The sequence below is a fragment of the Pseudomonas sp. LD120 genome (genome assembly GCF_009861525.1).
GTDB lineage: Bacteria > Pseudomonadota > Gammaproteobacteria > Pseudomonadales > Pseudomonadaceae > Aquipseudomonas.
Map to the genome: position 1 here is coordinate 743,572 of NZ_WVHL01000005.1, position 21,930 is coordinate 765,501.

Here is a 21,930-nt window from a genome sequence, read left to right on the forward strand (position 1 = left end):
GGCTTGCTGGCCAAGGCCCTGCTTGCTCAAAACCAAGCGTCTTGCATCCCCAGACAGGTATCGTCTCGGGCTTCCAGCAGCGTCAGCTCGTGCTGGCACCCAGGCACTTCCCAGGTCAGAAAGTAGCGCGCGGCCTGTAGCTTGCCGTGATAGAAATCCTGATCCGCCGCATTGCCCCGCGCCAGCCCTTCTTCGGCCCTGATGGCCTGCTCCAGCCAGCGCCAGCCGATCACTGCATGACCGAAGGCCTTGAGGTACAGCGCCGAGTTGGCCAGGGTCGGGGTAATCTTGCCCGCAGCCAGGTCCCCCAGCAGACCCAAGGTCACGCTCTGCAGGCGCGTGACCAGTTGTTCCAGGGGCAGGCGCAGGGCGTCCAGTGATGCGTGGGCGCGGGCCCGTTCGCCCGTCTCGGCGATCAGGCGGATCAGGCGCTTGAGCCCGGCGCCGCCGTTCTGCGCCAGCTTGCGCCCCAGCAGGTCGAGGGACTGGATGCCGTGGGTGCCTTCGTGGATCGGGTTCAGGCGGTTGTCGCGGTAGTACTGCTCCACCGGGTATTCCCGGGTGTAGCCGTGGCCGCCGAGAATCTGGATTGCCAGCTCGTTGGCCTTGAGGCAGAACGCCGACGGCCAGGATTTGACGATCGGGGTCAGCAGGTCCAGCAGTTCGTGGGCCTGCTGGCGCCCGGCCTCGTCGGCCAGGGTGGTGGTGTCGTCGAACAGCCGCGCCGCGTACAGCCCCAGGTCGAAGGCGCCTTCGACGTAGGCCTTCTGGGTCAGCAGCATGCGCCGCACATCGGCGTGCTGGATGATGGCAACCGGTGCAGTGGTCGGGTCCTTGCTGTCCGGCAGACGACCTTGGGGGCGTTCGCGGGCGTACTCCAGGGAATACAGGTAGCCGGCGTAGCCGAGCATCACTGCGCCCATGCCGACGCCGATCCGCGCCTCATTCATCATCTGGAACATGTAGCTCAGGCCGTGATGAGGCTGGCCCACCAGATACCCCACGCAATGGCCGTTGTCGCCGAAGTTCAGCGCCGTGGAGGTGGTGCCGCGCCAGCCCATCTTGTGAAACAGCCCGGCCAGCAGCACATCGTTGCGTGGCCCCAGGCTGCCGTCGTCGTTGACCAGGAACTTGGGCACGATAAACAGCGAAATGCCTTTCACCCCGGGCGGTGCGTCCGGCAGCTTGGCCAGGACCATGTGCACGATGTTCTCTGACAGCGGGTGGTCGCCGCCGGAAATGAAGATCTTGTTGCCCTTGAGCCGGTAGCTGCCATCACCGGCGGGCTCGGCGCGGGTGCGGATGTCTGACAGCGACGACCCGGCATGGGGCTCGGTCAGGGCCATGGTGCCGAAGAAGCGACCGTCGATCATCGGTTGCAGGAAGCGCTGTTTCTGCTCCTCGGTGCCGAAGCTTTCGATCAGGTTGGCCGCGCCCATGGTCAGGAATGGATACGAGGTGGTGGCGGCGTTGGCCGCCTGGAAGTGGGCGAAGCAGGCTTGGGACAGCAGGGTCGGCAACTGCATGCCGCCGGCCTCGAAGCTGCGGGTTGCATTCAGGAAACCGGCCTCGAGAAAGGCGTCCACTGCGGGTTTGACCTCGGGGATCAGGATCGCCTGGCCGTCTTCATAGCGAGGCTCATTTTCATCACCCTTGCGGTTGTGCGGGGCGAAGAGCTTCTCGGCGATGCTACGGGCCGTGCCCAGGGCGGCGTCGAAGGTTTCACGGTTGTGCTCGGCAAACCGCTCGCGCTGGGTCAGGCCCTCGGCGTCGAGTACCTCATACAGTTCAAAGGCCAGATTGCGGGAACTGAGCAACGTCTCGGACATGGCGGCATACCTGTTGGTTAGGGAGTGACCGAGTCTAGGCGTGTGAATAAAGGTTGGATAGCAAGATTGATGTGGGTGATAAAGATGCCAAACAGACACAGCCCCTGTAGCCGCTGCCGAAGGCTTCGATAAGTCCCGCGGGGACTTCGGCGGCGATGAAATCGCTACGGCCGTTGCGGCCGGTCGCAGTCTGCGGCAGAGGGAAATTGCATCGGGCAAAAAAAGAGCGCCGGTGAGGGCGCTCTGTTCCATGCCGCTGACTATCGGCTTCAGCCGATGGTCATCAGGCTGGCGTTGCCGCCGGCCGCTGCGGTGTTGACGCTCAAGGCGCGCTCGATCACCAGGCGTTCCAGGGCAATTGCGGTTTCGCCCTGGGACAGGCCCTGGACGCCGACGATGGCACCGGCACGCTGAGCGACCTGCTGGCAGACGCCGCGCAGTTGGTCAGAGTCGCCGTGATGCAGGACCGCGTCGAATACCACTTCGTCCTTGGTCCAATCGGCCACGCGCTGGATGCGTGCTTGCACGTCCTTCGGCAGGCGGGCGAACAACGCCTTGCTGAGGTCGCTTTCCGGCCACACCGCCGAACCGCCGACGGCCAGTACGGCCGCCAGTTGAGTCAGCAGGTCGCCCTCGACCTCCGCCAGGCACAGCACGTGCTCGCGGGGCAGGATGGCGTAGCTGTTGCGTTCGCCAGTCGGGCCGGTCAGTTGCCGGGTGATGCCGCTTTGCGACTGGCCGGCAAACTGTTTGCACAGGCCCGCCAGTTCCGCCAGCTTGTTGCTCTCGGCCCAGGCTTGCAGGGCATTGAGCGGCTTGCTGAAGACTTCGCGCAGGCGCAGGTCCGGGGCGTTCTCGGCATCGGCGCGGGCGAAGGATTGCTCGATGGCATCCACTGGACGGGTCGACAGCAAGCGGTACAGGTACAGCGGGCCACCGGCTTTCGGGCCAGTGCCCGACAGGCCTTCGCCGCCGAACGGCTGCACGCCGACCACGGCACCGACGATGTTGCGGTTGACGTAGACGTTACCGGCGTTGACGTTGTCCACCACCTTGGCGATGGTCTCGTCGATCCGGGTGTGCACACCCAGGGTCAGGCCATAGCCGGAGGCGTTGATCTGGGCGATCAACTGGTCGATGTCCTTGCGCTTGTAGCGCACCACGTGCAGCACCGGGCCGAAGATCTCGCGCTGCAGCTCATCGAAGCTTTCCAGCTCGATCAGGGTCGGCATGACAAAGGTGCCGCGCTTGCACTCTTCGCTGTCGGCAATGGCCATCTGGTACACGCTGCGACCTTTGTCGCGCATGGCCTGGATGTGCTTCTCGATGCCGGCCTTGGCTTCGGCGTCGATCACCGGGCCGATGTCCACCGACAGGCGCTCCGGGTTGCCCAGGCGGTTTTCGGCCATGGCGCCCTTGAGCATTTCGACCACGCGGTCGGCGGAATCTTCCTGCAGGCACAGCACACGCAGGGCCGAGCAGCGCTGACCGGCACTGTCGAATGCCGAGGACACCACGTCGATGACCACTTGTTCGGTCAGGGCCGAGGAATCGACGATCATGGCGTTCTGGCCACCGGTCTCGGCGATCAGCGGGATCGGCCGACCCTGGTTGTCCAGGCGCCCGGCGATATTGCGTTGCAGCAGGCGCGCGACTTCGGTGGAACCGGTGAACATCACACCTTTGACGCGCTCGTCACCCACCAGGCGGGCACCGACGCTTTCGCCCTGGCCCGGCAGCAGTTGCAGCACGCCTTCGGGAATCCCGGCTTCCAGCAGCAGGCGCACGGCTTGAGCCGCTACCAGCGGCGTCTGTTCGGCCGGCTTGGCCAGTACCGGGTTGCCGGCGGCCAGGGCGGCGGCCACCTGGCCACTGAAGATCGCCAGCGGGAAGTTCCACGGGCTGATGCACACCACAGGACCCAGCGGACGGTGGGCGTCGTTGCTGAAATCATTGCGGGCCTGCACCGCGTAGTAGCGCAGGAAGTCCACGGCTTCACGCACTTCGGCGATGGCGTTGGCGAAGGTCTTGCCGGCCTCGCGGGCCAGCAGGCCCATCAGCGGCTGGATCTCGCCTTCCATCAGGTCGGCGGCGCGTTCCAGGATCGCGGCGCGTTCGGCCGGCGGTGTGGCCTGCCAGATCGGCGCGGCGTTCAGCGCGCACTGGATGGCGTTGTCGACGTCTTCGACCGTGGCTTCCTGGACGTGACCGACCACATCGCGATGATCCGACGGGTTGAGGACCGGTGCCGGGGTTTCGCTGCTGGCGGCGCAACCGAGCATCGGCGCGGCTTTCCAGTGGTTGTGAGCGGTGGCCAGCAGGGCGCAGGACAACGACGCCAGGCGGTGTTCGTTGGCCATGTCGATGCCGGCGGAGTTGGCGCGCTCGGCGCCATACAGGTCACGCGGCAACGGAATGCGCGGGTGCGGCAGACCGAAGCCGCCTTCCAGGGTGGCCATCTGCTCGATCTGGGTCACCGGGTCGGCTACCAACTCTTGAATCGAGATCGACTGGTCGGCAATGCGGTTGACGAAGGAGGTATTGGCGCCGTTTTCCAGCAGTCGACGAACCAGGTAGGCCAGCAGGGTCTCGTGGGTGCCGACCGGTGCGTACACGCGGCACGGACGGTTCAGCTTGCCATCGGCGACCTTGCCCACCACTTGCTCGTACAGCGGTTCGCCCATGCCGTGCAGGCACTGGAACTCGTACTGGCCGGGGTAATAGTTCTGACCGGCAATGTGGTAGATCGCCGACAGGGTGTGGGCGTTGTGGGTGGCGAACTGCGGGTAGATGACTTCCGGCACCGACAGCAGTTTGCGTGCGCAAGCGATGTACGACACGTCGGTGTACACCTTGCGGGTGTAGACCGGGTAGCCTTCCAGGCCCTCGACCTGGGCGCGCTTGATCTCGCTGTCCCAGTAGGCGCCCTTCACCAGGCGGATCATCAGGCGGTGACGGCTGCGGCGGGCCAGATCGATCACGTAGTCGATCACATACGGGCAGCGCTTCTGGTAGGCCTGGATCACGAAGCCGATGCCGTTCCAGCCGCTCAACTGCGGCTCGAAGCACAGGCGCTCCAGCAGGTCCAGGGACAGCTCCAGGCGGTCCGCTTCCTCGGCGTCGATGTTCAGGCCGATGTCGTATTGCTTGGCCAGCAGGGTCAGCGACAGCAGGCGCGGGTACAGCTCTTCCATGACGCGTTCGTACTGGGCGCGGCTGTAACGCGGGTGCAGGGCCGACAGCTTGATGGAGATGCCCGGGCCTTCATAGATGCCACGACCGTGGGAAGCCTTGCCAATGGAATGGATGGCTTGCTCGTAGGACGCCAGGTATTTCTGTGCGTCATGCTCGGTCAGTGCGGCTTCGCCGAGCATGTCGTAGGAATAGCGGAAGCCTTTGCTTTCAAACTTGCTGGCATTGGCCAGGGCTTCGGCGATGGTCTCGCCGGTGACGAACTGCTCGCCCATCAGGCGCATGGCCATGTCCACGCCCTTGCGGATCATCGGCTCGCCGCTTTTGCCGATGATGCGGCTCAGCGAAGACGTCAGTCCTGCCTCGTTGTGGGTCGATACCAGCTTGCCGGTGAGCAGCAGTCCCCAGGTGGCGGCGTTGACGAACAGCGACGGGCTGTTGCCCAGGTGTGGTTGCCAGTTGCCGTTGCTGATCTTGTCGCGGATCAGCGCGTCACGGGTACCTTTGTCCGGGATACGCAACAGGGCTTCGGCCAGGCACATCAGCGCCACGCCTTCCTGGGACGACAGGGAGAACTCCTGCAGCAGGCCCTGAACGATACCGGCACGGCCGCCGGCGCTCTTCTGGTTGCGCAGTTTTTCGGCGATCGAGGCGGCCAGCTTGTTGGCGGCTTCGGCCGTTTCGGCCGGCAGGCGCGCCTGCTCCAGCAGCATCGGCACCACTTCTGGTTCTGGGCGGCGGTAGGCGGCGGTGATCGAGGCGCGCAGCACCGATTGCGGGAGGATGCTCTCGGCGAATTCGAGGAAGCACTGGTGCGCGTGATCAGTCTGCACCTCGCCAGCATCGTCGCCGTCTTTGGCGGTGGCACTGCTCAGCTCGGTCAGGGTTGCACCACCCTCGAGTTTTTCCAGGTAATTGAAAATCGCCTGCTTGATCAGCCAGTGCGGCGTACGATCGATCGAGGTCGCGGCGGCTTTGAGGCGCTCGCGGGTTGGGTCGTCGAGTTTGACCCCAAGGGTGGTGGTAGCCATATTTTTATCCTCATGTTTGCCACGCACGTGTGGCATCAGCTGGCGGCAAGATTATCCGTGCGCTGAAATAGGTGCAACCGGGTGCAACCCATTTTTGCGCGGAAAAACCGGCAACTCGTCAGGAAGTTAAAGACCGCCTCCTGGCGCTTGTATCGACTTGGTGCATTTAATTCTGTCAGGTGGTTTTTTTGCTCCAAAAAGGAGCAAAAAAGTTGCTGTCGTCGGTAAATGCGACAAGGTGCAACTTAATTGGGTGAAACTGGTTGCACCTTATTCAATTTGTTGAATAGGATTCGCGCCCAAGGTGCAACCGGTCGTTCGCGAGTCCGTTCACCGGCCAATGGCTTTCCTGGGGAAACATTGGTCATAAAATGTGCGGAATACCGAATCGTCTCCCAAACTGTAATGGCTGGGTGGCGGTTGTGCTAACCGCCGCTACATAAAAACAAAGCCAGGGCGAACTCAATGAGTGCAAGCAATCCAACCTTGATCACCTTCGTGATCTACATCGCAGCAATGGTGCTGATCGGCTTCATGGCCTATCGCTCCACCAACAACCTGTCTGACTATATTCTCGGTGGTCGCAGCCTGGGCAGCGTGGTTACCGCGCTTTCCGCCGGCGCTTCCGACATGAGCGGCTGGCTGTTGATGGGCCTGCCGGGCGCCATCTACATGTCCGGCCTGTCTGAGAGCTGGATCGCCATCGGCCTGGTCATCGGTGCTTACCTGAACTGGCTGTTCGTTGCCGGACGCCTGCGGGTACAGACTGAGCACAACGGTGATGCACTGACTCTGCCGGACTACTTCTCCAGCCGTTTCGAAGATAAAAGCGGCCTGCTGCGGATCATCTCTGCGGTGGTCATCCTGGTGTTCTTCACCATCTACTGCGCTTCTGGCATCGTCGCCGGTGCCCGTCTGTTCGAAAGCACCTTCGGCATGTCTTATGAGACGGCGTTGTGGGCTGGCGCGCTGGCGACCATTGCTTACACCTTTATCGGTGGTTTTCTAGCGGTGAGCTGGACTGATACCGTACAAGCCACGTTGATGATTTTCGCCTTGCTGCTGACGCCGATCATCGTGCTGCTGGCCACCGGCGGTGTCGACACCACCTTCCTGGCCATCGCGGCCAAGGACCCTACCAGCTTCGACATGTTCAAGAATGCCTCCTTCATCGGCGTGATCTCGCTGATGGGCTGGGGCCTGGGGTACTTCGGCCAGCCACACATCCTGGCGCGTTTCATGGCTGCAGACTCGGTCAAGTCGATCGCCAAGGCGCGTCGCATCTCCATGACCTGGATGATCCTGTGCCTGGGTGGCACCGTGGCTGTGGGCTTCTTCGGTATCGCCTACTTCTCGGCGCACCCTGAAGTGGCCGGTCCGGTGACTGAAAACCCTGAGCGGGTATTCATTGAGCTGGCCAAGCTGCTGTTCAATCCATGGGTTGCTGGCGTGCTGCTGTCGGCCATTCTGGCGGCCGTGATGAGCACCTTGAGCTGCCAATTGCTGGTGTGCTCCAGCGCCCTGACCGAAGACTTCTATAAAGCCTTCTTGCGTAAACACGCCTCCCAGCGCGAGCTGGTGTGGGTCGGTCGCGCCATGGTGCTGGCGGTGGCGCTGATCGCCATTGCCATGGCGGCCAACCCGGACAACCGCGTTCTGGGTCTGGTGAGCTACGCTTGGGCCGGTTTCGGCGCCGCCTTCGGTCCTGTGGTGTTGATCTCGGTGATGTGGAAAGGCATGACCCGCGACGGCGCGCTGGCTGGCATCATCGTCGGTGCGGTTACCGTGATCCTGTGGAAGCACTTCGCCCTGCTGGGTCTGTACGAAATCATCCCGGGCTTCCTCTTTGCCAGCGTGGCGATCCTGCTGGTGAGTAAGATGGGCGCACCGACCGCTGGCATGATTCAGCGTTTTGAAGCGGCCGAGAAAGATTTCAAGTTCAATCAGTGAGTGAACGCCCCTGATTCCTAGGGCGTTGAACAACGGCCCGCTGCGTTACCGCAGCGGGCCGTTTTTTTGAGGTTCGTATAGCCGCTGCCGAAGGCTGCGAACGAGCGGGGTGGCACTCCGACGCAGCGGTCGCGGCGCTCGCAAGGACGCCAAAGGGGCGTCTGCAGAGCACCAAACAAGGCCTTGTAGGCTTTCGCGCAGCCACGGCTCGGCTGCGGCTAAGGGTCAGTGCAGTTCGGCGTCGGGCTGGTTGAGGAAGATCAACACGCCAAGGATCGCCATGTAGAACTTGAACGCCGCGTCCTGGCCATTCCAGGTCGGTGACTGCCACATCATGAACCACTCACCGCCCACCACCATGAAGCCGAAGAACCACACGCAAAAGCCCAGGCAGAAGCCGGCAATGGCCCAGCTCTTGGAGCGATTGAAGTAGCTGGCGACACCGTGCCGTGCCAGCCACAGGCGCAATGCCCCGAAGACCAGCAGCACGCCGGTCAGGGCTTCGCCGCCAATGATCAGCCAGTAACCGGCATTCCACAGCAACGGTTGGGTCAGCGCGCGCTCGGTGGCGGTGTTGCCGGGAAACACGTTGTCCATGCTCAGTACATGCTGGACGAAGGCGAAGTTGGAGCCGTAGTCGCTGATGTTGTTGTAGGCCACCAGCAAAGCGAAGGCGGCTACCGCCAGGGTCATGGTGATTTTTACGTAACGCACAATCATGTTGGGGTCCTTTTAGGGTGAGAAATGATCCTGGGGGCTGATGGTTGGGGAAAGCGTTGGTGCCAACGCGGTTTGCATGACCCAGGCCTCGATGGCCCGGGCCCGGGGAGCAGTGGGTCGCGGCCGACGGCTGGCGACCCAGCTTGGGAGTCAGGCTTGTTTCAACGCCTGGTCAAGGTCTTCGAGCAGGTCTTCGATGGCTTCGATGCCCACCGAAAGGCGGATCATCTCCGGCTTGACCCCGGCCTTGGCCTGCTCTTCCTGGTTCATCTGTCGGTGGGTGGTGGAGGCCGGGTGGCAGGCCAGGGACTTGGCGTCGCCGATGTTCACCAGGCGCTTGAAGATCTGCAGCGCGTCATAGAAGCGCACGCCCGCGGCGTAACCGCCCTTGAGACCGAAGGAGAGGATCGCCGACGGTTTGCCCTGCATGTACTTGCACGCCAGTGCGTGGTGCGGGTGGTCGGGCAGGCCGGCGTAGCTGACCCAGGCCACCAGCGGGTGTTCCTTGAGGAACTGCGCCACCTTGAGGGCGTTGTCGGTGTGGCGCTCCATGCGCAGGGCCAGGGTTTCCAGGCCTTGCAGCAGGAGGAAGGCGTTCATGGGGGCCAGCGCCGCGCCGGTGTTGCGCAGCGGCACGGTGCGGGCTCGGGCGATAAACGCCGCCGGACCGAATTTTTCGGTATAGACCACACCGTGGTAGGCCGGCTCCGGGGTATTGAGGCTGGCGAATTTCTGCGGATGTTCGGCCCAGGGGAAGTTGCCGCTGTCGACGATCACTCCGCCCAGGGAGTTGCCGTGACCGCCGACGTACTTGGTCACCGAGTGCACCACGATGTCGGCACCGAACTGGATCGGCTTGCACAGGATCGGCGTGGCCACGGTGTTGTCCACCATCAGCGGCACGTTGCGGGCGTGGGCGGCCTGGGCCAGGCCTTCGATGTCGACGATGTTGCCCGCCGGGTTGCCGATGCTTTCGCAGTACACCAGCTTGGTCTTGTCGTCGATCAACTCGGCGATGGCTGCGGGCGAATCGTCCCGGGCGAAGCGCACCTCGACCCCGAAGCTGGGCAGCAGGTGGGCGAACAGGGTGTAGGTGCCGCCATACAGTTGCGGGGTGGAAACAACGTTGTCGCCAGCCTGGGTCAGGGTCTGGATCGCGTAGTGGATCGCGGCGCTGCCGGCGGCCACCGCCAGCCCGGCGATGCCGCCTTCCAGGGCGGCCATGCGCTGCTCCAGCACATCGTTGGTGGGGTTCATGATGCGGGTGTAGATGTTACCGGGTACATCGAGGTTGAACAGATCGGCACCGTGCTGGGCGTTGTCGAACTCGAAAGCGACGTTCTGATAGATGGGCACGGCCACGGCCTTGGTGGTCGGGTCTGACTTGAATCCGTGGTGCAGGGCAATCGTTGCGTCTTTCATAAAGCCTCGACTCAGTAGCAATCCGTTTTATGAGCACAGCCAGGCAGGTCGTGTGCCCGCGCAGCAGTCAGTGGTCCCGTGTGTCTGAGTCGCCAGCAACCGCTTGAGGTGCCCGCCGCTTGGCCGCGAGCGGGCGCGTCAGTGTCCAATAGGCGCGGCGGATGGGCAAGGGGGCGCAGGCTTGCCGGGAACGGGGCGGCCGTCCTTGGCCAATGGCGGTTTCAGCGCGGCTGGGACCAGCCCTGGGAGCGGCTGACGGCGGCGCTGAAGGTGCGGCGCCAGGCGTCGGCCGTGGTCCGGTCGATACGGGGTTGGTAGTGGGTGCGGGTGTTGTCCAACTCCGGCAGCTCCAGACCCAGGCCACGGGCAGCCAGGGCGGCGCAGCCCAGGGCGGTGAGTTCGTCGAAACGCTGGGTGACGATGGTGCGTTGCAGGATATCGGCGAGGAACTGGGCGAAATACGGGCTGCGGGCCAGCCCGCCGTCGATCGACAGCTGGTCGGTGACGCGCAGGTGATCGTCCATCGCGGTGATCACTTCGGCGCTGCGCAGGGCCACGCCTTCCAGGACCGCCTGGCACAGGTCTTGGCGGCTGGTGGCGGCGTTCATGCCGATCCACACCGCCCCGGCGCTGCGGTCCCAGTGCGGGCAGGCCAGCCCCGACAACGCCGGGACAAAGGCCAGTTCCCGGGAAATGGCCGGTGGCTGATCGAAGGCCGCCAGCTCCGAGAAGTCGCTGAACAGGCCCAGCCGCCCGGCCCACTCCACCGCGGCGCTGGCGTCGTACACGCCGCCGTCCATGGCATACACCGGCTGGCCATCGACCTGCCAGGCGATGGTGGCCAGCAGGCCTTTTTCCGGTGCGCGGATGATCTGATCGCCAGTGACGGTCAGGGCGAAGGCGCCGGTGCCGAAGGTGATCTTGGCGTCCCCCGGCTGCCGGCAACCGTGGCCGTAGAGCGAGGCTTGCTGGTCCACCACCGAGGCGCTGATGGGCGTCTGGCCGATGCGCCCGAAGTTGCCGACCGTGGCGCGGATCGGTGGCAGGGCCTCTAGCGGGACGCCGAACAGTGCACACAACTGCGGGTCCCACTGGCCGGTGGCGAGGTTCATCAGCGAGGTGCGCGAGGCGGTGGTGATGTCGGTGGCATAGACCCCGGCCAGGCGGTCGAGGAAGTAGGCATCGGTGGTGCCCAGGCGCAGGCGGCCGGCACTCAGGGCTGCTTGTGCCGCCGGCAGGTTCTCTACGATCCAGGCCAGCTTGCTGGCGGAAAAATAGGCGTCCAGAGGCAATCCGGCCCGCTCCAGGGTCAGGGCTTCGGCTCCGTTAGCCCGCAGTTCCTCGATGCGTGCGGCGCTGCGGTTGTCCTGCCAGACGATCACCGGAGACAGCGGTGCGCCACTGATGGCGTCCCAGGCCAAGCAGCTTTCGCCCTGATTGGCCAAACCGATGGCGTCGACCCGGCCGGTGGCTTCCAGGCAGCGTTGCAGGTTGGCCAGCAGTTCCAGCGGGTCGTGCTCGACCCAGCCCGGACGAGGGTGATGCTGCTGGTGGCGCAGCGCCAGTTGGATGTCGGCACGGCCTTGCATGTCCACAACCAGTACGCGGGTGCTGGTGGTGCCCTGGTCAAGTGCGGCTATTCGCATGGTCTTTTCTCTTGTTGTGGGACGGGCCTAGTCGATGCAGATGTCCAGTTGGTCAAGGTGTTCCGGCAGTTGCAGTTCCTTGAGGGGAATCAGCAGGCGCCGTTCCGGCAGTGTCGAGACCGGGCGGCTCCAGAGCTCCAGGCCTTGGGCGCGGACCCGCAAGGTGCCGCTGACCGCCCGGCTGACCCGCAGTTGGATGTGCCGCAGGCCCGCGAGCTCGCCGCGCACCAGCCGGCCCGGTACGCCGAGCTTGATCGGGGCTGCGTATTTCAGGGTCAGCGCGTCATGGGGAGCGGGTAGCTGGTTGCACAGGGCCAGTGCCATCAGGCTGCCGATACGCCGCCCTTCACGGTAGGACCAGCCGGCGGTCTCGATCGGTCGCAGCAGGTTGCCGGCGGCGAAGTAGGCCGGGTCCGAGCAGCGCCCGTACTGGTCGATCTTCGGCCCGCCGCTACCGCTGTCCAGCTGCAGGTGGCTCTGGCGCACCAGGCTCGACTCAGGGGTGAACTGGCCCGTGAGCAGCACGCCGTCGCAGACAATCTCGCGCACCTGACCGTCGGCCAGGCGCACCTGGGCCGATTCCACCCGGCCGGTGCCGTTGATCGCCAGCAATTGCGCGCCGAAATGCATGGGAATGCCCAGCAAGCGTGGAAACAGCGACATCGGCCAGCGTGCGGTTGCCCGATTGTTGGCTTCGAGTACCGCTACCGGGCGGATTCCTGCGCGCCGGCAACTGAGTACGGCGGACAGGCTGACCAGCTCGGTGCCGACGATCAGCGGTCGTTCAAAGGGCTTGAGGTGCTGCATATAGAGGAAGTTCTGCAACGCTCCGGTGTTGATCACGCCCACCGGGCGGTCGCCGGACAGCAGGCGTGCCGAGCGCGGGGTTTCCCGGGCGCCGGTGGCGATCAGGACCTTTTTTGCCTGGATCTGCCGCGGCCCGTCGGGGCTCGCCAGGCGCAGCAGGCCGCCGGGTTCCAGGCCGACCACGGTATGGCGCAGCAGCAGAACTACGCCGGCCTGCAGCGCGGCCTCGACATTGCGTCGGGCGTAGGCCGGACCACTGAGAACACGCTGGTATTCACCCATGCCGAAGGGCGGGTGAGCGCAGTGCCGGGGAATGCCGCCGGCCTCGTTTTCACGCTCGATCACAATCACCGGGCCGATGCCCTGGCGCCGCAGTTCAATGGCGGCCGCTAGGCCCGCCGGGCCGCTGCCGATAATGGCCGCTTCGGCCTGAAGGAGTTCAGTGCTGTTCATGGCAACGACCTGTGGCAAGTGGGACGGCCAGCTGGCTGGCACTGAGTTCGGCGACCTGGGCCGAGCAATAGAAACCCTGGCAGCGACCCATGCAGGCGCGAGTGCGACGCTTGAGCCCGCCCAGATCGCCGGGGGGCAGAGGGCTGTGCAAGGCGGTCTCGATTTCGCGACGGGTCACCAGTTCGCAATGGCAGACGATTTCGCCATAGCCGGGGCGTTGCCAGTCCCGGGGCAAGTGCTCCGCGAGGTTGGGCATCTGCGGCCAGACCGGCTCGCGCACCGGATGATGCTGGCGGCGTTGGCTGTACAACCCGTAGACGTGCCGGGCAATGCCCAGAGCGGCGGTAAGCCCGGTGGAGCGGATGCCGCCGACGGTGATCCAGTGGCGGGAGTGATCGGCCTGGATCCGGTATTCCTTCTTTTCGCTGGCCGGGCGCAGCCCCGCGTAGGTGGCGGTGACCGGCATTCCGGCGAGGCCGGGAATCCGTTCCACGGCAGCGTCGATCAGGCTTTGCAGGGTCGGGCCGTCGAGCCCGGCATGCACTCGGTCCTCCTGTTCTTCGGCGGTAGGGCCCACCAGCAAGTTGCCGTAGACGGTGCGGGTCAGGACGATGCCTTTGGTGCGTTCGTTGGGCACCGGCAGGACGATGCGCTCCAGCAGTTTGGCCGCGGCCTTGTCGAAGACCACGAACTGGCCCTTGCGCGGCATGATGCGAAATTCGCTGTGGCCCAGCAGGTTGTGCTCCAGGGTGTCACCGAACAGCCCCGCGCAGTTGATCACCTGGGCGCTGCGCAAGGTGCCCTGGTTGGTATGCAGGGTCCAGGCATCACCATCGAACTGGCCTTGCTGCACCTCGCACCGCAACTGCACCCGGGCGCCATGGGCCATGGCCTGTTGCAGGTAGCCCAGGGGCGCGGACCAGGGGTCGATCAGGTGTTCGTCGGGCACCAGCACCGCGCCCACCGCGTGATTGGCCAGATGGGGTTCCAGGGCGAGGATCTCGCTGCGTTCCAGCAGGCGCACGTTATTGACCCCATTGGCCTGGGCCTGGGCGAGAATCCCCGGCAGGCGGGCCTGATCCTCAGCGTTCCAGGCCACCACCAGGGCGCCACTCCTGAGCAGCGGCAAGTTCATGGCCGAGTGAATCTCCAGGTATTCCTGGTACCCGGCCTGCATGCACTGCAGCTCCAGGCTGCCGCTGGGTGCGTCGAAGCCGGTGTGCAGGATGGCGCTGTTGGCCTTGCTGGCGCCGGAAAGAATGTCGCTGCCCTTTTCCAGCAGCACCACCCGTGCACCCTCCAGGGCAAAGCGCCTGGCCATGGCGCAACCGACGACCCCGCCACCGACGATGGCTACATCGAAAGTCACACTGTTCGGATAAAGTTCGGTCATATAAATGCCTGTTTCCTGCGGTAACACCAAAGTCGTGTGCAGGAATCAAAGCATATTGCGGGCCATGATTGTTGTTTTTATTTCTTATTCGGTCATATATCGGTCAGTTATTTGTGGATTTAAGGCGGTGGGCGACCGCCTGCCACACCGGGGCGGGCTCAGGCCTGCGCCACCAGATGCACTTCCACGCCGGCTTTTTCCAACGCCGCCTGCAGTGCCGGGCCGGGCTGGCGATCAATCACCAGGCGGTCGATGCGCTCCAGTGGGAATACCTTGAACAGACCACGGCGTTCCAGCTTCGAGGAGTCGGCGATTACGGTCAGTTGGCGGGCCTGGGCAATCATGGCGCGAGCGACTTCGGCCTCTTCGATGGAGAAGTCCATGGCGCCGTCTTCATTCAGTGCACCGATGGTGATCACCGCGTGTTCGGCGTTGAAGCGGGTGATCTGCTCCAGGGCCAGGGTGCCGACGTTCTGCGTCGAGTCGGGCCGGTATTCGCCACCGATCATGAACACCCGGTTACCGGATTCGCCCAGGCAGCCGGCGATTGGCAGTGAGTTGGTGATGACCGTCAGGCGCGTGAGCTGGGCCAGTTCCCGGGCGAAGAACAGGGTGGTGGTCCCGGTATCGATAAAGATGCTGTCCCCGGCGCAGAACAGGCCGGCGGCGTAGCGAGCAATGGCGCGCTTCTCCTGGGCGTGTTCGTTCATGCGGGTCTGGAAGGTGTTTTCGTGTTCACCGGTAGGCGGCAGGGCCGCGCCGCCATGGAACTTGGTAACCAGGCCGTTTTCCGCCAGTTCGCTGAGGTCGCGGCGAATGGTTTCCTGGGAGGTGGCGGTAATGCGGGCCAGTTCCTCCACGGAAATTCGCTCCCGCTGGCGCAGGAGTTCGAGAATCTGCTGTCGTCGTTCGTTGGGGCGCATGGGGCTTTCCGTTAGTGGTACTTCGCCACACAAATGGGCAGTTTTTGTTACTTACGCACACATTTTGCACATTTGTATGCAAATTCGGTCAGGTTCGATGGCGAAGTTAAGCATTTAACTGCAGGTTTAACAATCTTGACCGGTCACCCGATTCGCCAGGCTATATCGCCTCATGGAGGCTTTGGTGATAGATATTGTGACCGATAAATGAGTGTTTGCAGGTAAAAACCACAACTAATACACATTGTGGCACAGGAAATGCCCTGTGTTTGCAGACCGGGTCATTGCCCGCCTTGGCGATGAGATGACCAGCGCTGGCCTCAACAAGAACCTCCCCGGTGGGGGAAACCTATAAATGAAGCGCAGAGAGATGAACCCACATGGCTGAATTTGGAAACTACGTCATTTACCTGATCATGCTCGGCGCCGTGGTCGGCGCCCTGTCATCCATCATCAAGCCCGACAGTGGCCTGGGTAAGGAGTTCGTCAACGGTATCCACTCCATTGGTCCGGTATTTCTGGCCCAGGCCGGGATCATGGTGGCGATTCCCTACCTGTCCCAGGGCATCTCCCATGCGCTGGGGCCGTTCTTCAATGCCCTGGGGTCGGATGTGTCGATTGCGGCGTTGTCGATCATCGCCGTGGACATGGGCGGCTATCAGTTGGCCAATGCCCTGACCGCCAACCGCGACCTGTGGATCACCGCGATGCTGGTGGGCTACACCTCGGGGGCGACCATCGTCTACCTGATCCCGGTGGGCCTGACCATGCTTGAGCGCAAGGACCACAAGTACCTGGCCCTGGGCGCCATGGCCGGGTTGATCAGTATTCCTTTCGCGGTGCTGATGTCGCTGCTGATCATCACCGCTACCCAACTGCCGGTGCGCGATATCGTCTCCACCAACTCCGAGGCGCTGTACTACCTGTCCCTGGGGTTTGTCGACATGCTCAAGCTGCTGGCGCCGCTGTTCGTGTTCTGCTTCCTGCTGGCGGCAGGGCTGCGCTACCGGCCGCGCATGATGGTCGGTGGCTTCCTGGTGTTCGGCAAGATCATGGACGCGGCGATCAAGCTGATCCTGGCCCTGAGCATCGTCGAGCACTTCACCAAGTTCTTCAGCATCAACTTCGGCGGCTGGGGCTTCGACCCGATGTTCGCCGATGAAAAGGAGCTGTTCCGGGCCATCGAGATCGCCGGTTACATCGGCATCATGCTCGCCGGCACCTTCCCCATCTGCTACCTGTTCCAGCGCTACTGCAAAAAGCCCATGGAGCTGCTGGGACGCCAGTTGAACCTGTCCAGCACCGGTGCTGCGGGCTTTGTCATGGTGTTCGCCAACATCATCGCCACCTACCACCTGTTCAAGCACATGACCGCTCGCGACAAAGTGCTGTGCGTGGCCCTGGGGGTCTGTGCCCAGGCGCTGATCGGCGATCACCTGGCGTTTACCGCGAACTTCCAGCCGAGCCTGATCCTGCCTGTGCTCATCGGCAAACTGTTCGGCGGCTTGCTGGCGGTGGCGATTGCCATCCGTATCTCGGTCCCGGCCGCCCAGCGTTATGAGCTGCAAGAGCAGGAACAGGCCGCGGCCTTTGCCCTGCAACCTGCGCGGACCTGAGGGTCCGCTCCACCTATCCCTGAAGTCGAGGTAACGATGCGCAAGATTTTCCTGGCCTGTCCCTACAGCCACTCCGACGCTGAGGTCATCAATGAGCGTTTTCTTCAGTGCAATCGCGTTGCGGCGCAGATACTCGAAACCGGGCACGCGGTGTTCAGCCAGGTGAGCATGTCCCATCCGATCAACCTGTGCCTGGCCGGCAAGGACAACGCTGCCATCGGCAAGCTCTGGGCACCGGTGGATGCGTTGTACATGGCGATGATGGAAGAGTTGATCGTGCTCGACCTGCCGGGCTGGAAGGACAGCGGCGGGATCAAGCGCGAGATCGAGGTCTTCGAATCGTCCGGGCGGCGGGTCAGCCTGTGGTCCGAGGTCAGCCACGAATTTGCCTGAGTCCCGGGCCGTACCCATCGTCGCCTGCGCCGGGTACGGCCGCCGTTCGAACTGACGACAGCCTGCGCACAAGGTAAACTTGCCCGCCTGCGCAGGAGCAACCATGAACTATCGTCACGCCTTCCACGCCGGCAATCACGCCGACGTCTTCAAACACCTGACCCTGACCCGCCTCATCGCCCTGATGTCGCGCAAGGAGCAGCCGTTCGCCTACCTCGACAGCCACGCCGGTATTGGTCTGTATGACCTCAAGGGCGACCAGGCGAGCCGTACCGGCGAGTACCTGGAAGGCATCGCCCGTTTGTGGGGCGAACAGGATCTGCCGGCGTTGACCGCCGACTACATGCAGGTGCTGCACAAGATGAACCCCGATGGCGAGCTGCGTTACTACCCGGGGTCGCCGGAACTGGCGCGGCGCCTGACCCGCTCCCAGGATCGGGTGCTGCTCAACGAAAAGCATCCCCAAGACGGCTTGCTGCTCAAGGACAACATGAAGGGTGATCGCCGGGTGGCGGTGCACTTGGGTGAGGGCTGGCACGTGGCTCGGGCACTTTTGCCGGTGGCTGAGAAGCGGGCGGTGATGCTGATCGACCCGCCGTTTGAGCAACTCGACGAAATGCAACGCTGCGCGGCGTCGCTGAAAGAAGCCATCGGTCGTATGCGCCAGACCGTGGCGGCCATCTGGTATCCGGTGAAGGATCAGCGGGCCCTGCGGCGCTTCTACCAGGACCTGGCCGGCACCGGGGCGCCGAAGTTGTTGCGAGTGGAGTTGCTGGTGCATCCGCTGGATACCCCCAACAGTCTCAATGGTTCGGGGCTGGCGATCGCCAATCCGCCTTGGGGCTTGGAAGAGGAGTTGCGTGAGCTGTTGCCCTGGCTGTCGAAGAAGCTCGGTCAGACCCAGGGCGGCTGGCAGATGGACTGGTTGATCGCGGAGTAGCCGCCACGGGCTATAAGCGGCAAGCTACAAGTCAGCGACGAACCACTTGCAGCTTGAGGCTTGCCGCTGGTAGCTGCTTTAGATTGGGCAGGTCACGCCAGTGCCGCCGATCCCGCAATAGCCTTCCGGGTTCTTCGCCAGGTACTGCTGGTGGTAGGCCTCGGCAAAGTAGACGGTCGGGGCCTCGGCGATTTCGGTGGTGATCTCGCCCATGCCGGCTTTGGTCAGTTCTGCCTGGTACACATCCCTGCTGTGCAGCGCCTGCTCCAGCTGGGTTGGGTTGGTGGTGTAGATCACCGAGCGGTACTGGGTGCCGATGTCATTGCCCTGACGCATGCCCTGGGTCGGGTTGTGCAGTTCCCAGAACATTGCCAGTAACGCCTGATAGCTGACTTTTTCCGGTTCATACACCACCAGCACCACTTCGGTGTGCCCGGTCAGGCCCGAGCAGACTTCTTCATAGGTCGGGTTCGGGGTAAAGCCGCCGGCATAACCCACGACTGTGCTGAACACGCCTTCGCGTTGCCAGAAGCGCCGTTCGGCACCCCAGAAACAGCCGAGGCCGAAAATGGCGAAATCCACATTGCCCGGAAACGGACCCAGTAGCGGATTGCCGTTGACGTAGTGTTCGGCGGGCAGGGTCATGGGGGTTTCACGGCCAGGTAAAGCTTGTTCTTTGGTTGGAAGCACGTTTTTGTTCACCAGAATTTCCGAGCGCAAGACCATGGGGCGGTCCTCCAGTCAGGTTGGGGAGTCAGTTAGCGAATAGACACGCAGTTTGCCCGAGTGTTACAGCGCTGTCAGGCAATTGGACCGCGAGGATAGCGCGTAAGCTTGGCAATCAGCTCAGTGCCGGGGATCGGCCGGTCGAACAGGTAGCCCTGACCGACGTCGCAACGGTGGCGGCGCAGGAAGGCCAGTTGCTCGGCGGTTTCGATGCCTTCGGCGACCACTTTTATTTTCAGGTTGTGGGCCATGGCAATCACCGCCGAGGTAATTTCCATGTCGTCCTGGTTGTCAGGGATCTCATGGATGAAGCTGCGATCGATCTTGATGATATCGATGGGGAATTTCTTCAGGTAACTCAGGGACGAATAGCCCGTGCCGAAGTCGTCCATGGCCAGGGTCAGGCCGAGCTTTTTCAACTGTTCAAGCTGTTGGTGGGTGTCCTCGGTGGCTTCGAGCAGCAAGCCTTCGGTCAGCTCCAGCTCTAGCAATGAAGGGGGCAGTTCTTCTTCTTTGAGAATGCTGGCAATCGAGGCCACCAGGTCCGGGTCGGAAAACTGCTTGGGTGACAGGTTGATGGCCACATGCAAGTTGCCCAGCCCTGCGGCGGTTAGCTGTTTGCTCATCCGGCAGGCTTGGCGGGCGATCCATTTGCCGATGGGAATGATCAGGCCGGTTTCTTCGGCCACGCTGATGAACTGATCCGGGCGAATCATGCCTTTTTCCGGATGATTCCAGCGCAGTAGCGCTTCCATGCCCAGCAGGCGGCCACTGCGCAGGCACAGCTTGGGCTGGTAGAACACATCCAGCTCGTTTTGCGTCAGGGCGCGGCGCAGGTTGTTTTCGACGAACAGCTTGTAGCTGGCTTCGGCATTGAGCGCCTCGGTGAACACCTGCACCTGGTGCTTGCCGTTGGCCTTGGCCTTGTGCAGGGCCAGGCCGGCGTTGCGCATCAGGGTCTGGGGATCGCGGCCATGCAGCGGCGCGCAGGCCAGGCCGACAGAACCGGTGACGCTGATCAGCTGGTTGTCGACGAACATCGGCTTGTCCAGGGTCAGCAGCAGTTGGCTGGCGATCTGTTGGCCGGTTTCCAGGTCGGTGTTGTCCAGCAGCACGGCGAATTCGTTGCTGGCAAAGCGCGCCAGGCTGCCGCTGGGACTCAGGCTGTTGCGCAGGCGTCTGGCCAGGCTGATCAGCAGTTTGTCGCCAGTCTGGTGGCCGAGGCTGTCGTTGATCCGCTTAAAGTTGTCGATGTCCACCAGCAGCAGGCTGATCGGGGTATCGCTGTCTCGGGCGAAACGCTCATCGAGGTTGCGGATGAATGCGGGGCGGTTGCCCAGATTGGTCAGGTTGTCGGTGTAGGCCAGGCGCTCGATGCGCTGCTGGGCGAGCTTGGTCTGGGTGATGTCTTCGTAGATGCCGATGTAGTGCGTCAGTTCGCGATTATCGCCATAGACCTTGGAGATCGACAGTTGGCCCCAATAGGGTTCGAGGTTCTTGCGCCGGCTTTTGAATTCGCCTTGCCAGCTGTTGCTTTTGGCCAGGCTTGAGGGGGCGTCGAACAGTAGCTCGCTGAGGTTCTCCAGGGCCGGCAGTTCCGACAACCGATGGCCGTGGACTTCCTCGGTGCTGTATTGGGTGATCGCGGTGAAGCTTGGGTTGACGTACTCCACGACGCCGTCGCAGTTGACCAGCAGAAAGGCGTTGGCGCTTTGTTCCACGGCGCGCTGGAACAAGTTCAGGGCGCTGGTGGCAGCGCGCCGGTTGTGATTGTTGATCACCTGGGCGAACTGGTCGGCCAGCTCGCCGGCGAAGGCTATTTCATCGGACTGCCAGGCTCGAGTCATGCCAGTCTGCTCCAGGCACAACACGCCAACCACCTGTCCATCGATGCGGATGCTGGCGTCGAGCATTGCATTGACGTCCCGTGGGCGCAGGCTCTCGGCCATTTCTCGGGTGCGCGGGTCACGCATGGCGTTCTGCGCATCGATGGCGCGGCAGCTGTGCAGGGCCTCCAGATAATCGGGAAAGCTGCTGGCGTCAATGGACTCCGGCGTACGGTATTCCTGGGGGGCGCGATGGTAGGCGGCAATCGGTACCAGTTGCTGGTCTTCCAGGTTCCAGATGCTGGCGCAGTCGATCTGGTAGATGTCGCAGGCGCAGCGAGTGATCAGGTCGGCGGCTTCCTTCAGCGAGTTGTTGGCGCTGTAGCGCTGGCGGGTCAGGAGCAAGATCAGCTCTTGCTGCGCACGTACCCGTTCCAGATGTTGCAACTGCTCCTGCTGGGCGCGTTGGTTCAGTTCCAAAGCGATCTGCAGTCGGGTGTTCTGGGTTTCCAAGTCCAGGCTTGGCATCGCTGAGGTGTCGCTGAACAAGCCATCGACCACCAGCAGGTAGCCGCGCAACAGGTGTCGATTGTGTTGTTTGTAGGCTTCGCCCAGTTCCAGGATGCTCAAGGGGCCCTGGCCGGTGTGCAGGGTGTAGCGGATCAGGTAATGGGGGCTGTTGCTCAGTTGCTGCTGGATGGTGTCGTGCAACTGGTAGCGCGCTTCGGGTTCCATCAGGCTGGCATAGGGGGAGCCAATCAGGGCGCAGAGTTCGACGGCAGGCACGCCGAACTGACGTTCGCAATTAGGGTCGAGAAACAGCAGCGCCCAGCTCGCTTCATTCAGCCGTTCGAAACGCAACATTCCCAGCCGCGAGGGCACAGGCAATTGCGTCACTACCTCGGCCGCCATACGGCTCGCGGCATCGGGTTGGCTTTTCATGGGGAAACTCGCTTCGAAATTGCTGATCGCGCCGGGCTCGCGCCCTCTTTACTGTTGCCTATGGCAAGGTTGCATCATGGCGCTTCGACTGACAAGTGAGATGAAGGCTAAGTGCTATAAA

The 21,930-nt window shown here is 63.1% G+C and carries 14 protein-coding genes; 4 read left to right on the forward strand and 10 right to left on the reverse strand.

Annotated features, from left to right (window positions below; translation table 11 throughout):
• Nucleotides 1-26: 26 nt before the first annotated feature.
• Both PLD_RS17705 and putA read right to left on the reverse strand, forming a co-directional pair.
• Nucleotides 27-1,829, reverse strand: a complete 1,803-nt coding sequence (locus tag PLD_RS17705) for an acyl-CoA dehydrogenase (RefSeq protein ID WP_159894957.1) — start codon at nt 1,827-1,829, stop codon at nt 27-29.
• Nucleotides 1,830-2,098: 269 nt separating this feature from the next.
• Nucleotides 2,099-6,052, reverse strand: a complete 3,954-nt coding sequence (gene putA, locus PLD_RS17710) for a trifunctional transcriptional regulator/proline dehydrogenase/L-glutamate gamma-semialdehyde dehydrogenase (RefSeq protein ID WP_159894959.1) — start codon at nt 6,050-6,052, stop codon at nt 2,099-2,101.
• A gap of 465 nt (nt 6,053-6,517) precedes the next feature.
• Here putA and putP point away from each other — a divergent pair, with 465 nt between their 5' ends.
• Nucleotides 6,518-8,002: a sodium/proline symporter PutP gene (gene putP / locus PLD_RS17715; RefSeq protein WP_159894961.1), complete on the forward strand. Its 1,485-nt coding sequence runs from the start codon at nt 6,518-6,520 to the stop codon at nt 8,000-8,002.
• 225 nt (nt 8,003-8,227) lie between these two features.
• Here putP and PLD_RS17720 read toward each other — a convergent pair whose 3' ends face one another.
• The 6 genes from PLD_RS17720 to PLD_RS17745 all read right to left on the reverse strand — a co-directional run bounded on the left by PLD_RS17720 (nt 8,228) and on the right by PLD_RS17745 (nt 15,366).
• Nucleotides 8,228-8,722, reverse strand: a complete 495-nt coding sequence (locus PLD_RS17720; protein ID WP_159894963.1) for a DUF2165 family protein — start codon at nt 8,720-8,722, stop codon at nt 8,228-8,230.
• Nucleotides 8,723-8,872: 150 nt separating this feature from the next.
• On the reverse strand, nt 8,873-10,144 hold the full coding sequence (locus PLD_RS17725) for an O-acetylhomoserine aminocarboxypropyltransferase/cysteine synthase family protein (RefSeq protein ID WP_159894965.1): 1,272 nt from the start codon (nt 10,142-10,144) through the stop codon (nt 8,873-8,875).
• A 221-nt stretch (nt 10,145-10,365) separates the two neighbouring features.
• A complete protein-coding gene (locus PLD_RS17730; protein WP_159894966.1) occupies nt 10,366-11,790 on the reverse strand; it encodes a glycerol kinase in 1,425 nt (474 codons plus the stop codon).
• A 27-nt stretch (nt 11,791-11,817) separates the two neighbouring features.
• Nucleotides 11,818-13,050, reverse strand: a complete 1,233-nt coding sequence (locus PLD_RS17735; RefSeq protein WP_159894968.1) for an NAD(P)/FAD-dependent oxidoreductase — start codon at nt 13,048-13,050, stop codon at nt 11,818-11,820.
• Nucleotides 13,037-14,443 (reverse strand): NAD(P)/FAD-dependent oxidoreductase, encoded by a 1,407-nt coding sequence (locus PLD_RS17740; protein WP_159894970.1) that lies wholly within the window; start codon nt 14,441-14,443, stop codon nt 13,037-13,039. Before PLD_RS17740 ends, PLD_RS17735 begins: the two co-directional genes overlap by 14 nt.
• 158 nt (nt 14,444-14,601) lie before the next feature.
• Nucleotides 14,602-15,366, reverse strand: coding sequence for a DeoR/GlpR family DNA-binding transcription regulator (locus PLD_RS17745; protein ID WP_102862853.1), 765 nt, complete (start codon nt 15,364-15,366; stop codon nt 14,602-14,604).
• A gap of 380 nt (nt 15,367-15,746) precedes the next feature.
• Here PLD_RS17745 and eutH point away from each other — a divergent pair, with 380 nt between their 5' ends.
• The 3 genes from eutH to PLD_RS17760 all read left to right on the forward strand — a co-directional run bounded on the left by eutH (nt 15,747) and on the right by PLD_RS17760 (nt 18,315).
• Nucleotides 15,747-16,982, forward strand: a complete 1,236-nt coding sequence (eutH, locus tag PLD_RS17750; RefSeq protein ID WP_102862854.1) for an ethanolamine utilization protein EutH — start codon at nt 15,747-15,749, stop codon at nt 16,980-16,982.
• A 36-nt stretch (nt 16,983-17,018) separates the two neighbouring features.
• The gene (locus PLD_RS17755) at nt 17,019-17,375 is read left to right on the forward strand and encodes a DUF1937 family protein (protein ID WP_159894972.1); all 357 of its coding nucleotides are present in this window, start codon (nt 17,019-17,021) and stop codon (nt 17,373-17,375) included.
• 103 nt (nt 17,376-17,478) lie between these two features.
• Nucleotides 17,479-18,315, forward strand: a complete 837-nt coding sequence (locus tag PLD_RS17760; protein WP_159894974.1) for a 23S rRNA (adenine(2030)-N(6))-methyltransferase RlmJ — start codon at nt 17,479-17,481, stop codon at nt 18,313-18,315.
• Between the two features lie 78 nt (nt 18,316-18,393).
• On the opposite strand, the gene msrA is transcribed toward PLD_RS17760, so the two are convergent.
• Together msrA and PLD_RS17770 are read right to left on the reverse strand one after the other, a co-directional pair.
• Nucleotides 18,394-19,041 carry a peptide-methionine (S)-S-oxide reductase MsrA gene (msrA, locus tag PLD_RS17765; protein WP_159894976.1) on the reverse strand — a complete coding sequence of 216 codons (648 nt, stop codon included), beginning with the start codon at nt 19,039-19,041 and terminating at the stop codon, nt 18,394-18,396.
• Nucleotides 19,042-19,115: 74 nt separating this feature from the next.
• Nucleotides 19,116-21,809: a GGDEF and EAL domain-containing protein gene (locus tag PLD_RS17770; protein WP_159894978.1), complete on the reverse strand. Its 2,694-nt coding sequence runs from the start codon at nt 21,807-21,809 to the stop codon at nt 19,116-19,118.
• Between the last annotated feature and the right edge of the window lie 121 nt (nt 21,810-21,930).